We start from the raw sequence: 15,408 nt of genomic DNA, 5'->3' as shown, positions 1-15,408 counted from the left end.
GCGCTCTGCTGGAAGAGCGCAAGCGCCGTTGATGCTGCGCGCAACAACCCTATTGAAAGAGCCGCATGTCCGTTACTGATCCCCTGCTCGAAGACCTGAACGACCGGCAGCGCGAGGCCGTCAGCGCACCCGACGGCCCGCTGCTGGTGCTGGCCGGGCCTGGCTCCGGCAAGACCCGCGTGCTGACGCATCGGGTGGCGTGGCTGATCGCCCGCCGGCGTATTGCGCCGTGGCACATCGTCGCCGTGACGTTCACGAACAAGGCGGCTACCGAAATGAAGGAGCGGCTCGGCCGTCTGATCGGCGAGACCGCCAAGTCGCAACTGGCCGTCGGCACGTTCCACTCGCTGTGTGCGCGCTGGCTGCGCATCGACGGCGCGCCGCTCGGCATCGGCCGCGATTTTGCCATCTACGACGTCGACGACCAGCAGAAGGCGATCAAGCAAGCGCTCGAGGCGCTGGAACTGGACGAGAAACGCTTCCGGCCGTCGGCCGTGCTGGCGACGATCTCGCGCGCCAAGTCGGAGTTGAAGACGCCGGAGCAGTACGCGAGCAGCACCCGCGAATACTATGAGGAAGCGGTCGCGCGCATCTACGAGCGCTATGCCGACATCCTGGCGCGCTCGAACGCGCTCGACTTCGACGATCTGCTGATGCGGACCGCGCAGCTTTTTGCGCAGTCGCCGTCGACGCTCGAAAAATACCAGGCGAAGTTCCAGCACATCCTCGTGGACGAGTTCCAGGACACGAACCCGGCGCAGTACGCGATCGTCAAGCAACTGGCGGCGCGGCACCAGAACATCATGGTCGTCGGCGATCCCGACCAGAGCATCTATGCGTTCCGCTCGGCGGACATCCGCAACATCCTGAACTTCGAGAACGACTTCCCGCAGGCACGCACCATCCTGCTGGAACAGAACTACCGCTCGACGCAGACCATCCTCGACACGGCACAGTCGATCATCGTCGCCAACCGCAAGCGCAAGAAGAAGACGCTGTGGACCGAAAACATCGAGGGTATGCCCATCACGGTGTTCGAGGCGTACAATGAGCAGGAAGAGGCGGACTTCGTCGTCAGCGAGATCCGGCGGCTGAGCGCGAATGGGCAGTACCGCGCCCGCGACTGTGCCGTGATGTACCGCACCAACGCGCAGTCGCGCGCGCTCGAAGACGCATTCGTGAAGCAGCACTTGCCGTACCGGCTGGTCGGCGCGACGCGCTTCTACGAGCGGCGCGAGGTCAAGGACGTGATGGCGTACCTGCGCGTGCTGTCCAACCCCGCGGACATGATCAGCCTGGCGCGCGTGATCAACGTGCCGCCGCGCGGCATCGGCGAGAAGACGGTGGCCAACCTGCAGATGACGGCCGCCCAGCAGAGCACGTCGTTGTACCAGGTGCTGGCGACGTTCGCCCGCGCGGAACCGGAGCCGGCGCGCGCCAAGTCCGCCGGCCCGCGCCGCGGGCCGGCCGCGCTGTCCGATTTTGCGCGCCTGCTGGAGGAGTTGCTCGTCGCGCGCGACACGCTGCCGGTCACGGAACTGTTCGACCTGCTGTTGCAGCGCACGGCGTACGGCAAGCACCTGCGCGACGGCACGGAGGAGGGCGAGGACCGCTGGGGCAACGTGATGGAACTGCGCACGGTGGCGGAGCAGTTTGCCGACCTGCCGCCGCCGGACGGCCTGCGCGGCTTCCTGGAGGAGGTTGCGCTCGTCTCCGAGATCGACAACTACGATCCCGGCGCTGATGCATCTACGCTGCTGACGCTGCACACGGCCAAGGGTCTGGAGTTCCCGGTGGTGTTCATCGTCGGGCTTGAAGAAGGGATCATGCCGCACGCGCGTTCGCGCGAAGATCCCGACGCGATGGAGGAGGAGCGGCGTTTGTTCTACGTCGGCATCACGCGCGCGATGAACCGGCTGTACTTCCTCTACGCGTTCAAGCGCTCGCTTTACGGCCGCACGGAGCCAAGTGCGCCCTCGTCATTTCTGCGCGACATCCCGGCCAAGCTGCTGCAAATGCTGAATACGCGGACGCCGGCGGCGGAGCGCGCCCCGGCCGGTTCCCCGCGCGTCGGCATCACGACCTGGGAGACGCCGGCGCGCCCGGAGCGCAAGCCGCGCGACGCCGGCGGCGCACAGTTCCACGCCGGCGACAAGGTGCGGCATGACAAGTTCGGCGAGGGCATCGTAATTACGAGCGCGGTGCGCGGCGACGACGAGGAGATCACGGTGATCTTCGTCGGCGACAAGCCGAAGAAGCTGCTGCAATCGTTCGCCAACCTGAAGAAACGGTGAGAAGCAATCAATGCTCACCACGAAGACACAAAGGCCGTATTGCCCCGCGCCAGGCTGTGTCCGGCAACAGAAAAGGCGCCAGAACAGGCGCCTTTCGCATCATCGGCGATATTTCATTCGCGTCGATTCGCGTTATTCGCGGATCGCCTTCTCGTGCGCGATTAGCCGCTCCTTGCGGTCGAGGCCCCAGCGGTAGCCGCCGAGACCACCGTCGGTGCGCACGGCGCGGTGGCACGGGATGACCAGCGAGACCGGGTTCGTCGCGCAGGCGTGGCCGACGGCGCGCTGCGCCTTCGGGTTGCCCAGCATGCGCGCGATCTGGCTGTACGTGCGCGTCTCGCCATACGGGATCGATTGCAGCGCGCGCCAGACGCGCCACTGGAACACCGTGGCCTGTACGTCGAGCGGCAGGTCGAGCGCGGTCTGCCGTCCATCCAGATAGCGCAGCACGTCGCGCGCCCAGCGCGCCAGGTGCTTGCCGTCGCGCTCGATCTGCGCGGCCGGGAACTCGCCGCGTAATTCGTCGACGAGCTTGCGCTCGCTGTCGCCCAGGCTCAGGAAACAGATGCCTTTGTCCGTGCCTGCCACCATCAGCTTGCCCAATGAGCTTTCTTCGATTGTGTACCGGATGTTCACCCCGGCTCCTCCCTTTCGATAGGCGTCCGGCGTCATGCCGAACTGCGCGTGCGCGCGCTCATACAAGCGACTGCTGGAACTGTAGCCCGCGTCGTACAGCGCGCCGGTGACCCGTTCGCCCGCCTTCAGACTCGATTTCACGTGCGCCAATCGTTGCGCGTCTACATACTGGCGCGGCGTCAGGCCGACCACGGCTTTGAATGTCCGCTGGAGATGGAAGACGCTGACGCCAACCTGCCGCCCGAGCGCTTCCAGCCGCACCGGCTCGTCGAGATGCGCGTCCAGATAATCGCGCGCGGCCTGCACCCAGTCCGGCGTGTCGTCGCGGTTCGCGTAGTCGCGCGGATGGCAGCGGCGGCAGGCGCGAAAGCCGGCCGCCTCCGCCGCGTCAGGTCCGGCGTAGAACGAAACGTTATCGCGCCGCGGTCGCCGCGACGGGCACGACGGTCGGCAGTAGATTCCGGTGGACTTCACGGCGTACACAAACGCGCCGTCTTGTGCGGCATCGCGTCGCTCGACCGCCGCCCAGCGCTCCTGATCGTTCATACGGGCTCCTTCTCGCTCATGGTATGCACCTATCATACACATGATGCGAGCCGGTCTCTATCCAATTCTTGCGGTTCAAACTCGAAAGCCAACTTTCCACGAAGGCACACGAAGAAACACCAAAACATCCATCCGCGAATAACGCGAATCGACGCGAATCACATCGCTGCTATTCGTGAAGATTGGCGTTATTCGCGGATAACCTGCTTTTCGTTGCGCTCTCCGCGTTCTTGGCGGTGAATGATTTGGTCTGTCTCTGCGTTCTCTGCGCGCTCTGCGGTTAAACTTGCCGCCAGCGATCCGCACACGGCGCAATTGCCGCGAATCAAACTGTTTCTATTCGTGAAGATTGGCGTTATTCGCGGATAACCTGCTTTTCGTTGCGCTCTCCGCGTTCTTGGCGGTGAATGATTTGGTCTGTCTCTGCGCTCTCTGCGCGCTCTGCGGCTAGGCTCTCTTCCGCTCGTGCACGCCGATAGCGAAGACCGCCGTCGCGACGGCGACGCACAGCCCGGCGGCGATGCCGTTCGCGCCGAAACCGGCCTGCGCGAATAGGAACGCTCCGAGCGGCGCGCCCGCCATGCGGCCGACGTAGTTGGCGGTCGCGGTGACCGACATCAGCGTCGCGCGCGCTTCCGGCACCAACTCGGAGACGAGCGGCCAGACCGAGACGATCGTGAACTCGAAGCAGACGTAGTAGATGAACAGCCCGGCGACCGCCAGCGGCAGTGACGCGCCGAGCAGCGGCATGCCGAAGTACGCCAGCGCCACGCAGACGAGGCCGACCAACAGCGAGCGCTTCTTGCCGAAGCGATCCACAACCCACATCGACAGTACCTCGCCGACCACGTCGGCGATGCCGAATGTCGCGGCGATGCTGCCGATCATCAGCACGTCGGCGTTGAAGGTGCGCTCCAGCCAGGCGGCGTAGGTGACGCCGATCATCTCGGCGCCCGCCATGTACAACCCGGTGACCGACAGCATGATCAACGCGCTCCGGTTGGCGCGGATCGCGGCGAAGGCCGCACGTGCGTCGATATGCACGCCCGCGACACGCCGGCTGGACCTCGGCAGAATCGCGAAGGCCCAGGCCAGCGCCGCCACGCCCGCGACGGCAATGATCACGTACGGCGACTGCCAGCCGATGCGGTCGATCGCCTGCGCCATCAGCGGCACGCCGATGAAACCGGCGCCCGCCCAGCCCAGTTCGTTGATGCCCAGCACCAACCCGCGCCGTTCATACGGCACCCGGTCGGCCAGGTAGGCTGACGAGCTCGGATCGAAGATCACCTTGGCGACGGACAACCCGACGAAACCGGCCGCGAACCACCAGAGCGATGACGCCGTGAACGCCAGGACGGCACAGACGACAAACAGCGCCAGCGCCGCCAGCAGGGCCGCGCGGCGGCCAAAACGGTCGGCCAGCGGCCCGAAGAGCGGCGCCGTCAGGCCGGTGCTGGAGCGAAGCGTCACCAGCGCGCTCATCGCCTGTAAATCGACGCCAAGCCCGCGGCCAAACGCAGGCAGAAACGCGTAGCCCATGCGATAGGCCGTATTCAGCACAAAGCGCGACGGCAGGACGACAGCCACCAGGCGCACGATCTCCCCGCGCGATGCGGGCGGCGATTCGGTGAAAGCGGTCAAAGCCTCTCCTGAAAAAAGTTGGCCACGGCGTTCAGAACGCGTGGCCAACTTGCCATCGTTACATGTACGAGCCGCCCGCAGACCAGCCCGCTACGCGCCGAGTACTGCGCGCGGTTTTATGCGGCGCGGCGCAGCGCGACCAGCCACCATAGCAATCCGAGCGCGCTCGGCGCGAGGCATGCGCAGATGGCCGGCAGGCCGCTGCCGCCGCTCGCCGGCGGATTGCTGCCGGTGGCCGGTGCCGCCGCCGTGGGCGCGGGCGTCGGCTGCACGACAGCGCCGGGCGCCTGGGTCGGCGCGGCGGGCGCCTCGCGCGGCGCCGCGCCGAGGTAGTCGCGGATCTGGTCGTCCAGGCCCTGCACGCCGAAGCCGTAGGTCTGCTTCAGCGCGTCGTCCACCAGCGTGCCGCGCTTGAAGGTGTCCAGCAACTTTAACATCTTGTCTTTGCCGTACTTCTCATTCAGGTACTTGACGAGGTAGTACGACTGGCCGTAGAACTGGATGACCTGGTCGGACTGACCCGGCACGGCCGACAGCGAGCGCACCGAGATCAGCCGGTCGGCGCGCAGGGCGCGCTGCACGGCGTCGGTGTACGGCGACTCGACGTTCAGCTGGTTGTACATCGACAGCCCCTCATCGAGCCAGGCCGGGATGCTCACGCCGCCGATCAGCGAGTTGGTCGTCGCCAGATGCACGACCAGGTGCGACAACTCGTGGTAAGTCGTGTTGTCCACGCCGGAGTCGCCGCCGAGCAGCAGCACGGTCGTCGGGTTGGACAACTGCCCGAGCACGGTCAGCGACGCCTCGTTGGTCTGCCCCTTGAACGGCAGGGCAGCCAGCATGTCGTTGCGCGTGCGATAGATGAAGATCTTGGCCCCGGCGTTCAAGTCAACGCCGACGCGCTGCTGCAAGTTCTGGATCGCCGCCACGGCCACGTCGAGGCGCTTCTTGCCGTAGGCGTCGTCGGCGCCGTACCAGAAGACCGTCATCGTGCCCTTGCCGACCGGCGCGGTCATCGACTTGAAGTCGAAGCGGTCATCGGGAAAGACGTAGCGGGCGGTCTCGGTCTTGAGCGTCTGGCCGGCCGCGTTCTCGATCTGCCAGTAATACTCGATGTCGGTGCCGGGCACCAGGTCGCCGCGCTGCAGCGTGCGTGTAAAGACCGCCGTCACGTCCTTGCCGGGCGTGATGTCCGCCTTGCCGCGCGTGGTCGTGATACCCGAATCGCCGGTGATGTAGCGCACGAACACCGTCGCCGAGGTAATGTCAGAGTCCGACTTGAGCGAAATGCGGTAACGCACGTACTCGGAAAACTTCGACTCGACCTTGCTGTTGCTGGCCGTGATGGCGCCGCCCTGCGCCAGCGCCGGCGCGGCCAGCACGGCGACAGCCAGCCAGCCCGCCAGCAGGGCGAGCCATGCGCGGCGGGCGCTCATGCGGGCGCTCCTAACTGATCGATCGGCGTCTGGCGGTACTTGTCGCCTTCCTCGATCAGCATGACCGGAATATCGTCTTTGATCGGGTACTTGCGGCCGCAATCGCGGCAGACGAGCCAGACATCTTTCGTCAGATCGAGCACGCCGGCGTTGGGGCCGTTGCGCACGCAGTTCGGACAGCGCAGGATGTCGAGCAACTCTTGCGAGACCATGGTAGCCCTCCGGGATAGGCAAACGGGAATTGAACGCAGTATAAACGCTTGCCCCACCTACGTCAATCTGTTAGAATCGCTGTTATGTCTGTCATACTCGGTATTGAGACATCCTGCGACGAGACGGGCGCGTCCGTCGTCACGAACGGCCAGATCATCCGCTCGAACATCGTCGCGTCGCAGATCGACCTGCACGCGCGCTACGGCGGCGTCTTCCCGGAGATGGCGTCGCGCGAGCACATCCTGAAGATCGTGCCAGTCGTGGAACAGGCGCTGCGTGATGCGGGCGCAACGTGGGCCGACGTCGACGCGATCGCCGTGACATACGGGCCGGGACTGGCGGGCTCGCTGCTGGTCGGCGTCAACGCGGCGAAAGGGCTGGCGCTGGCAAACGGCCTACCGCTGATCGGCGTCAACCACCTCGAAGGGCATATCTACGCGGCGTGGCTGGCGACCGAGCCGGCGCGCTCGGAGCCGCAGTTCCCGCTCGTCTGCCTGATCGTGTCCGGCGGGCATACCGAGCTAATCCTGATGCGCGGGCACGGGCAGTACGAGATGCTCGGCGCGACGCTCGACGACGCGGCCGGCGAAGCGTTCGACAAGGTATCGCGCCTGCTGGGACTCGGCTACCCGGGCGGCCCGGCGATCCAGAAGGCGGCGGAACAGGGCGACGCCCGGCGCGTGAAACTGCCGCGCGCGTGGCTGGAAGGCACGTTCGATTTCTCGTTCAGCGGGCTGAAGACGGCGGTGCTGCACCTCGTCAAGCAGGCGAGCACGCCGAACAGCGCGCCCAAGCTGCAGCCGTCGAGCCTGCGCGCCGAGATCGCCGAGCAGCCGGCGGCAATCAGTGACATCGCGGCGGCGTTTCAATCGGCGGTCGTGGATGTGCTGGTCGAGAAGACGCGGCTGGCCGCCGCGCAGTGCAGTGCGAAAGTGGTGGTCGTGGGGGGCGGTGTGGCGGCAAACAAACGCCTGCGCGAACAGATGCGCGAGCGTATCCCGGTGCCGGTGCTGATCCCGCCGATCGGACTGTGCACCGACAACGGCGCGGTGATCGCCGCCGCCGGGCACTTCCACTTCGTGCGCGGCGAGCGCAGCGGCTGGGACCTCGACGTGGTGCCGGGGTTAAGGCTGGTGGCGGCGTAGAAACTACCACCATAGAGAGGCACAGAGGCACAAAGTGTTTTTCTCAACTGTCATGCTGAGCGCGAGCGTAAGGCCTTGGCCAAGTGGCGCGCCGCGCGCGCGAAGCATCTGCGCCCAAGCATTTCAGATGCTTCGCGCGTGAAGCGTATCGCAGAATGACAGTACGGCCTTCGCGCTCGGCATGACAAGCGTTTACTTTGTGTCGTTGTGGTTTTGTGTCGACCTTGTTGGAACAAATCCGTATCCGCGTATGAAGTTATCACCAATAGCACGCCGATGGCTTGTTTCGCTGTTGCGCTACGCCGCGTGGGGTTGCGGCCGCAGCCTGATAACCTGCCTCGTGTTTTCGCCGCTGATCGGCTTTAGGCAGGGCTCGCCTGAAGTGTACGCGCAAATCATCGTCATCGGAGCAGTGGCGAACACACTGATCTTTGGGTTATTCACAGCCATATCACGGAAGTTGCTGTGGCTGGCACTGCCCATTACCGGCGTGTTCGTGCCGATATGCCTTATCCCGCTTCCAAAGCTAGTTGAATGCGGGCGTCTGTGGAACTGCGACCCCCGCCTATCAGGCTATGATGCAGACCTGGCAAACGGCGCAGTTACAATTGTGTGGGTTTTGTGGGAGCTTTTTCTTGGATTTGTGGCAACGGTAGTATTTGCTTTGATCACAACGTCACGCGACGAATCTCTGAACTCAGGTGAATAGAGCTACCCACAAATAGTCGGCGCTGCAACCAACCCATCTGGTGGGCGAAAACTCCCGAAATCATGTGATCACCTTTGTGCCTTTGTGGCTTTGTGTTGAATCGATTAAATAGGAGATCGCGAATGAAACTACTACTCACCGGCTTCCAGCCGTTTGGCGGCAGCCACATCAATCCGTCGGAGCAGGCCGTGCTGGCGATCGCGCACGACGGACTGCCGGGCGTCGAACTGCGCACGGCGATCCTGCCGGTGGACCGCACGCAGTCCGGCGCGACGGCCATCGCCGCGCTGCGCGAGTTCGAGCCGGATGCGGTCGTCTGCCTCGGCGAGGCGTCGCGCCGCATGGTCGTGTCGATCGAACGGGTGGCGATCAATTTCATGGACTACCGCATCGCCGACAACTCCGGCAACCAGATCACCGACGCGCCAATCGTGCCCGATGGCCCGGCCGCATACTTCACGACGCTACCGGTGCGCGCGATGCACGATGCCGTGCGCGCGGCGAAGGTGCCCGCCGAGTTGTCGTTGAGCGCGGGCGCGTTCCTGTGCAACCAGGTGACCTACGAGGTGCTGCACTACCTGGCGACAAACCTCATGGCGATCCCGGCCGGCTTCATCCACCTGCCCGCCCTGCCGGAGCAAGTGCTGGACAGGGTGCCGCCCGCGCCGTCCATGGGACTGGAGACGATGGTGAAGGGCGTGCGCGCTGCGCTCGGCGCGGTCATCACCGCGTACGAGGCGCGCAGAGCGGTCACGCATAACTGATCCGCGAAAAGGCGCAACTGAGGGGAGCTTGTTACACCTCACCGGTCTTCAGGATCTGTGAGGTGTTTTCGTGTACGTTGGCGGCGCATCAGTACCTGCCTCCGCGCCCGTGCGGTGTAGGGACGGGTCATTGACCCGTCCGGACAGGCGACTTGTCGCACCCTTTGGGGTGTCAGAGACCCGTCCCCACGCCATCAGGTTAGTTCCGGTCGCTGTACCCGACGGCTCTCATAATCGCACTACGTCCCGCTCTTCGGTGCCGCTGGTTTGGGGGCAGGCAAACGGCGCAACTCCGTGAGCGCGGCCTGGTCGCGGCCGGCGAAGCGCGGCAACTCGGCCAGCGTGTTGCGCGAGACGCGCTGGCTCATGGTGGAGAGCACCAGGCGGCTGAGCTGCGAGTTGCTCATCAGCCGGCGCAGGACCGCCGCGGGCACCTGCAAGAGCGTGCTCGGCTGATCGGCGACGACGTTGGCCGTGCGGCGGCTACCGGTCAGCGCGGCGATCTCGCCGAAGAAGTCGCCCTCGTGCAGCGTCGCCAACGAGTGAAAGCCGCCTTCCGGCTTAGCCGTGCCGACGACTGCGCGGCCGTTCAGGATGAAGTAGGCCGCGTCGCCCGTGTCGCCGGCGCGGACGACCAGGCTGCCCGGCTCCGCATCGCTCACCGTGCCGTGGTCAATCAAGTCCTGCTGTTCCCGGGGGCTGAGGCCGGCCAGCGCCGGCAAGTGCATGGCGAGCAGGTCGAAATCGGCGGGGGTCGCGGCGCGCAGAGCGCCGAGGCCGGGCTGCAGCGGCGCGGCGTGTAGCAGGCTCATGGCGCGGCGCCATTCGGCAGCCGGCTGGCCCAGGCCGGGCATCACCGCCGAGACGAGCGCGACCACCAGGAAGATGACGGCGCTGGCCGCCAGCAGAGCGCGCACATCGAAAACGTCGGCGAGACCGGCCAGCGCCATGCCGATGATAAAGACCATGTCGCGCGAGACGAGGAACGCGCTGGAGACGCGCCCGCGCAGTTCGCGCGGCGAGTTGCGCTGGATGATGAGCCGGCGGGCGATGACCGACGGCGCGTTGAACAGCCCCATCAGCACCCCGAACGCCAGCGCGACAGGCACGAGCGTCGAGAGCGAGAAAAATATGTAGACGATGGCCATGCCCACGAACGAGATCGTGATCCACTGGCCCTCGCGCAGCCGATCGGCGAGACCCGCCAGCGCCAGGCTGCCGATCGCAAAGCCGACCGCCGAGAGCGCCTCCAGCACGCCGTACTCGAACTCGCTGGCGTGCAGGGACTTGAGCGCAAACGGCAACTGCAGCGAGTTCTGGAAGCCGAACAGCACGAAGACGAACAGGTAGATCAGGAAGAGCGAGCGCAGCACGTTCTTGCCGACGATGAACGCGATGCCGGCGCGCAGGTTGCGCAGCACGACGCCGATCGTCGTTCGGCCTTCAGCCGTCTGCTGCGGGACGCGCACGAAGACCAGACAGCTGAACGAGAAGAGGAACGTGAGCGCGTTGATGTAGAACGCCCACTCCAGCGGGAAGCGCGAGGCGATCAGCCCCGAGGCGGCGAAGCCGATGGCCGTCGAGCCGAAGGCGCTGATGGCCATCAGCGAATTGGCCGCCGACAGCTCCCGGTCGCTGGCGATGTCGGGCAGGACGCTCTCGTGGGCCGGATTGAAGAACTGGCCGACGGCGCTCGACAGCGCGACAATGACGTACAGCCATGCGATGTTGAGCGGCACAAGCAGCGGAATGCACGCGACGAGCGCGGCGCGCACCAGATCGGCGCCGATCATAATGCGCTTGCGATCGTAGCGGTCGACGAAGACGCCGGCGAGCAAGCCGATCAAGACGCTGGGCGCGGCGGTGGCCATCAGCATCAGCCCGACGCTGAACGCGGAGCCGGTCAGGCGGAAGACGAGGATGGATGCCGCCAGCGACGTAAGCGCGCTGCCCATCGACGAGACAAACTCGGCCGACCACAGCAGCGCGAAGCTGCGGTTGCGGAAGACGGCAAACGGCGAGAGCGAGGCGGCTTGCGTGGCGGTACCGGTCGTCATCGGTGCGTGCTTTCTCGAACCCAGGATACGCCCGTGCCGCGGGCGTTGCGCGGGATTGTAGCATCATGCACGGGGCGCACCAAGTGCGCGAGGCGCCGCATCCCGCTGGCGCCGCGTCAGCGCTCGGCCTGGGCGCGGAGGGGGAGCGGTTCGCGCGCTGAGACGAAGGCGACGTAGAAGACGAACAGGATCGCCGCGAACATCAGCGTCACGCCGGCGGTCTGGCTGCTCGGGTAGCGCAGGTAGCCGAAGATCATGCCGAGCACGTCGTCCGGCTGCGTCCAGAGATCCCACGAGTTGAGCCGGTCGAAGCGGCCGAGGTAGATGCCGAAACCACTCAAACCGATCGCCAGCATCACGAACAGCCAGCCGGCGATGCGCCCTGTGGCGCGCTCGACCAGCGCCTGCATCGCGCGCAGCGATGCGAACGCGAGGAACAGCCCGTTCAGCGCGAACGTCGCCAGCATGCCGATATCGTACCAGTACGGCACGGGCGGCCGCGGGTCGAGGTGCGCCAGGTCGGTCACCAGGTACGGCGCGTTCGGCAGGAACAGCAGCCAGGCCGCCGCCGGCAGCAGGGCCAGCACGCGCGACAGCGCGCCGCGCCGCCAGAGCGCGGTCACCCACAGACTGCACAGATACGGCACCCACGCCAGGAACAGGTTCCAGATCAGGAAGCCGAGCGTGAAACTGCGCGCCAGATAGACGCGCCCGGCGAAGAACGCAAAGCACAACCCCGTGCACAGCACCAGCGCGTAGAACGAGTGACCGGACAGAAACCGGTGCGTACCGGACAGACGATTGTTCGACATCAACATCGACAGGCCTCCTGCGTAACCTGCATTTCAACGGCGCATGATACGCCGCCGCGCACGCCGCGCCAGCATGAACACGCCGACAACGATCAATAGCAGCGCGCCGATCAGCAGCGCCAGGTTGACAACCGGCATAATACTTTCGGCCGGCGGCTGCGCGTCAAACGACAGGAACGCCGCCCGCTCGATGGCAATATTGTCGGCGCCGGTCGCGCTGACCGACACGTCCACCGCGTGCAGCCCGGCTTCTTTGGGTGTATATGCCGCGCTCCATTCGCCCGTGCCGCTGCCCGCCAGCGCGACCGTCTCGTCGCTTCCGCCGGGCGCGCGGATGCGCGCACTCGCCGCGCGAATCGCCACCGGCTGGCCGTTCAGCACAAGCTTCGCCGTCACAACCAGCGGCGCGCCCTGCGCCGGCAGCAGTTCGGAAGTGCGTGCCTGCAGGATCGCGCCGCCGTGCAACTGCGCGGTGAGGGCGTAGTCCGCGCCGCGCGCCGGCGTGCGCCCCGTGGTGGCCAGCGTGATCTGCCACGGTCCCGGGCGCGGGTTGTTGAAACCGTAGCCGAGGTGCACGAGCGATTCCGGCTTGTCCACCACGATCAGCCCGTTGGCGCGCGGATCGAGCGTGATGACGTTGCCGGTCGCGCCGCGCACCGTCACCGTCAGCGAGCGCGACGGGTCGAACAGCGCGAACGAAGCGACCGCCACGCTGTCCAGGTTGATCGTGAAGTTTTCGGTCTGCCCCGGATTCAGATGCCCGCTGTGCAGGTTCGTGAACTGCAGCGCGTCCGCGCTCTCGGCGGGCGGCGTCAGGTCGGCCGCTTCGGGGAACTGGCCCGGCAGGCGCTGAACAAACGGCCGGACCACCGTGTCGAACACGTCGCGCGACGTGTTGAGGTCGGGATGCACCAGCGGCACCTCGACCACCGTGCCCTGCACGCCGCTCACGCTCGCGCGGCTGATCGCGATATCGCTCGGCACGTCGGCGCACGGCGACTTGACCGGGTCGGCAATCGGTATGCCCGCGCCCATGTAGAACGGCACGCCCTTGCGGTGCGTGATCTGCCGGTTGAATATCCCGCTGACATAGGAGGTGCGGATTTCCAGCGTCGCCGGCAGATAGAAGCTCAGCGCGGAGGGCAGCACGCCGCAGTCGGTGCCGAGGTTCGGCGTGCCGAGCATCAGCAGCTGCGCCACATCGCGCTCGCCCATCACGCGGTCGAGGTAGTAGCGCGCGATCAGCCCGCCCATGCTGTGCCCGACCAGATCGACCTGCTGGGCGCCGGTCTTCTGCTTGACGGCAGCGATATAGCTGCCGAGGATGCGCGCGTTCTGGTCGAGCGTGTTGGTGCGCCCGGTCGGGTTGTCGATGCTCCCGGTGTTCATCACCCCGGGCACGCGCCCGTCGCCGACCGCGAAGCCCGCCACACCGATGCCGGCGAGGTAGCCGCTGTCGCCGACGTAGTTGGACCAGGCTTCCCAACTGGAACTGAAGCCGTGCACCATCACCACCGGGCGCGGCGTCAGCGCCAGCGTGCCGGTCAGCGACACGCGGCCGTCGTCGCTGCGCGCGCCGATCGGGCGGCTGGCGCGCGGCTGGCCGTCCTTGCCCCAGTACCAGCCGTAGGCGCGCAGGGAAGCCGTTTCACACGAGTCGCTGCCGGCTGGCATGCTGCACTCACCAACGGCTATATCGTCACCGGCGAGCCGGAAGACGAGGCGCGTACTCGCCGCCGCCTTGGCGTCGGTCTGTGCGCGCAGTTTGATCGAATCGCCGTCGGTGATGCGCGACGCGGGCGCGCCCTTCGAGTCGAGCACGCTGACGCCGGGCCCGGACTGCTGCAGGCCGGAGGCGTTCCCGGCGGCAGACAGCCCGAGCCACAACGCGACAGACGCAATCAGAACGATCGCGTTACGCATGACGGTTCCTCCCTCCGGGTTGACGGCGCGCGACGATCAGCCCTCTTTTTCCGCTTCGCGCCAGATCTCCTCAAGCTTCATGTACGATTCGGGGTAGCGGCCGGTGTAGCGCAGCCAGTTCGGGATCGGGTAGCGGATGCCGTTCTTGTGCGTCGCTTCCAGACCCTCAATGAGCTCGTCGATCTTCGCGGCCGGGATCGTGAACGCCATCTCGTCGTCCTGTGTCTGCGCGAAGATGCGGTCGCCATTGCACGGCAGGACGACCTGATAGTCGTTCGTCTGCAAGGTGACGATCACCTCGTCGGAGCAGTCGATGCGGCCGCTGAACGAGGCATGCAGGCGGCCGCCGCGCTTGTAGAGCGCGCCGACGACCAGGCGCATCACCTGGGCCGGGTTGGCGTAGATCAGGATCAGGTCCGGCGCAAACTCGGCGCGTTGGAGCGGCGCGGCGACGACGTAGGCGTACTGTCCCTGCTCAAACTTGGCGGTCTGCGCCTCGCTGATGGCGCCCGCCGCCGGCGTCTCGGTATAGAGGCCGCCGCAGGTCATGCCGTTCAGGTAGTAGCCGACCATCGGCTCGAAGCCCCAGACGATCTTGGCCAGCGGGCAGGAGATGTCATCGCGGCCGATGGCCATCGACCAGCCATAGCGCCGCGCAAAGGTGAAACCCTGGCAGATGGCGATCTGCTCGTTGAAGTCCTTGGATGGCCGCCGCACTTTCGGCGGCAACGGCTCACCTTCTTTGAGCATCTTGATCGCCACGGGAAACTGCGACGGGCGGACGTAGGTGTCGAGCGCCTGCTGTAGCTTTTTGAGATCAGCCATGAGTATTCTCGCTTTCCGGGGCGTTGTGGGTCGTCCATCCGGGACGGCCTGATGAAATCATAACCCAGCACACGGGACGCAACAAACGCGCACGCCGTTCCGGTTATGCCGACAACAGGACTTGTACGCGCAAGCGCGTGGGAGAACGAGCCAGCCTCTTCGCCAGCCACGCGGTCTTTGTGTCTTAGCTGGACTTTGTCCAAAATCAGGTATAGCACAGTGCGTCGGCCAAGCGATTGAATAGCACGGCCGGGAAGTTTTGCGGTAGTGTCCCTGTAAGCGGTGAAAGCGTTGATTTAAGCTTTTGACCATAGGTGGATGCGGTTATCCTGAGGCCATTTCCTCACGGAGAACCTGCATCCATGATGGTTGGCACATGCTACTGCCGTAATCAGGACTGCGCC

The 15,408-nt window shown here is 65.7% G+C and carries 12 protein-coding genes; 4 read left to right on the top strand and 8 right to left on the bottom strand.

Annotated elements, in window-relative coordinates; translation table 11 throughout:
• Positions 1 to 65: 65 nt before the first annotated feature.
• The gene (locus HZB53_21090; protein MBI5880153.1) at positions 66 to 2,294 is read left to right on the top strand and encodes a UvrD-helicase domain-containing protein; all 2,229 of its coding nucleotides are present in this window, start codon (positions 66 to 68) and stop codon (positions 2,292 to 2,294) included.
• Positions 2,295 to 2,426: 132 nt separating this feature from the next.
• On the opposite strand, the gene ada is transcribed toward HZB53_21090, so the two are convergent.
• The 4 genes from ada to HZB53_21070 form a co-directional block, all read right to left on the bottom strand.
• Positions 2,427 to 3,476, bottom strand: a complete 1,050-nt coding sequence (gene ada / locus HZB53_21085; GenBank protein ID MBI5880152.1) for a bifunctional DNA-binding transcriptional regulator/O6-methylguanine-DNA methyltransferase Ada — start codon at positions 3,474 to 3,476, stop codon at positions 2,427 to 2,429.
• Positions 3,477 to 3,923: 447 nt separating this feature from the next.
• A complete protein-coding gene (locus HZB53_21080) occupies positions 3,924 to 5,120 on the bottom strand; it encodes an MFS transporter (protein ID MBI5880151.1) in 1,197 nt (398 codons plus the stop codon).
• A 116-nt stretch (positions 5,121 to 5,236) separates the two neighbouring features.
• Positions 5,237 to 6,556 carry a hypothetical protein gene (locus HZB53_21075; protein ID MBI5880150.1) on the bottom strand — a complete coding sequence of 440 codons (1,320 nt, stop codon included), beginning with the start codon at positions 6,554 to 6,556 and terminating at the stop codon, positions 5,237 to 5,239.
• Positions 6,553 to 6,768, bottom strand: coding sequence for a Trm112 family protein (locus tag HZB53_21070; protein MBI5880149.1), 216 nt, complete (start codon positions 6,766 to 6,768; stop codon positions 6,553 to 6,555). The genes HZB53_21075 and HZB53_21070 overlap by 4 nt, the downstream gene beginning before the upstream one ends.
• An 84-nt stretch (positions 6,769 to 6,852) precedes the next feature.
• Between HZB53_21070 and tsaD the strand changes: the two genes are divergently transcribed.
• The 3 genes from tsaD to pcp all read left to right on the top strand — a co-directional run bounded on the left by tsaD (position 6,853) and on the right by pcp (position 9,387).
• Positions 6,853 to 7,914 carry a tRNA (adenosine(37)-N6)-threonylcarbamoyltransferase complex transferase subunit TsaD gene (tsaD, locus tag HZB53_21065; GenBank protein ID MBI5880148.1) on the top strand — a complete coding sequence of 354 codons (1,062 nt, stop codon included), beginning with the start codon at positions 6,853 to 6,855 and terminating at the stop codon, positions 7,912 to 7,914.
• Between the two features lie 181 nt (positions 7,915 to 8,095).
• Positions 8,096 to 8,623, top strand: coding sequence for a hypothetical protein (locus tag HZB53_21060; protein MBI5880147.1), 528 nt, complete (start codon positions 8,096 to 8,098; stop codon positions 8,621 to 8,623).
• Positions 8,624 to 8,745: 122 nt separating this feature from the next.
• A complete protein-coding gene (pcp, locus tag HZB53_21055; GenBank protein ID MBI5880146.1) occupies positions 8,746 to 9,387 on the top strand; it encodes a pyroglutamyl-peptidase I in 642 nt (213 codons plus the stop codon).
• Between the two features lie 239 nt (positions 9,388 to 9,626).
• On the opposite strand, the gene HZB53_21050 is transcribed toward pcp, so the two are convergent.
• From HZB53_21050 to HZB53_21035, 4 genes are all read right to left on the bottom strand, one after another.
• Positions 9,627 to 11,444 carry an MFS transporter gene (locus HZB53_21050; GenBank protein MBI5880145.1) on the bottom strand — a complete coding sequence of 606 codons (1,818 nt, stop codon included), beginning with the start codon at positions 11,442 to 11,444 and terminating at the stop codon, positions 9,627 to 9,629.
• A gap of 116 nt (positions 11,445 to 11,560) precedes the next feature.
• The gene (locus HZB53_21045) at positions 11,561 to 12,256 is read right to left on the bottom strand and encodes a DUF1361 domain-containing protein (protein ID MBI5880144.1); all 696 of its coding nucleotides are present in this window, start codon (positions 12,254 to 12,256) and stop codon (positions 11,561 to 11,563) included.
• A 33-nt stretch (positions 12,257 to 12,289) separates the two neighbouring features.
• Positions 12,290 to 14,179 carry an alpha/beta fold hydrolase gene (locus HZB53_21040; protein ID MBI5880143.1) on the bottom strand — a complete coding sequence of 630 codons (1,890 nt, stop codon included), beginning with the start codon at positions 14,177 to 14,179 and terminating at the stop codon, positions 12,290 to 12,292.
• 36 nt (positions 14,180 to 14,215) lie between these two features.
• Positions 14,216 to 15,004: a DUF169 domain-containing protein gene (locus HZB53_21035; GenBank protein MBI5880142.1), complete on the bottom strand. Its 789-nt coding sequence runs from the start codon at positions 15,002 to 15,004 to the stop codon at positions 14,216 to 14,218.
• Positions 15,005 to 15,408 lie beyond the last annotated feature (404 nt).

Source organism: Chloroflexota bacterium (assembly GCA_016235055.1).
GTDB lineage: Bacteria > Chloroflexota > Anaerolineae > JACRMK01 > JACRMK01 > JACRMK01.
Note: the sequence above shows the minus strand (reverse complement) of the source record. Positions and strands in the feature narration are given on the sequence as shown.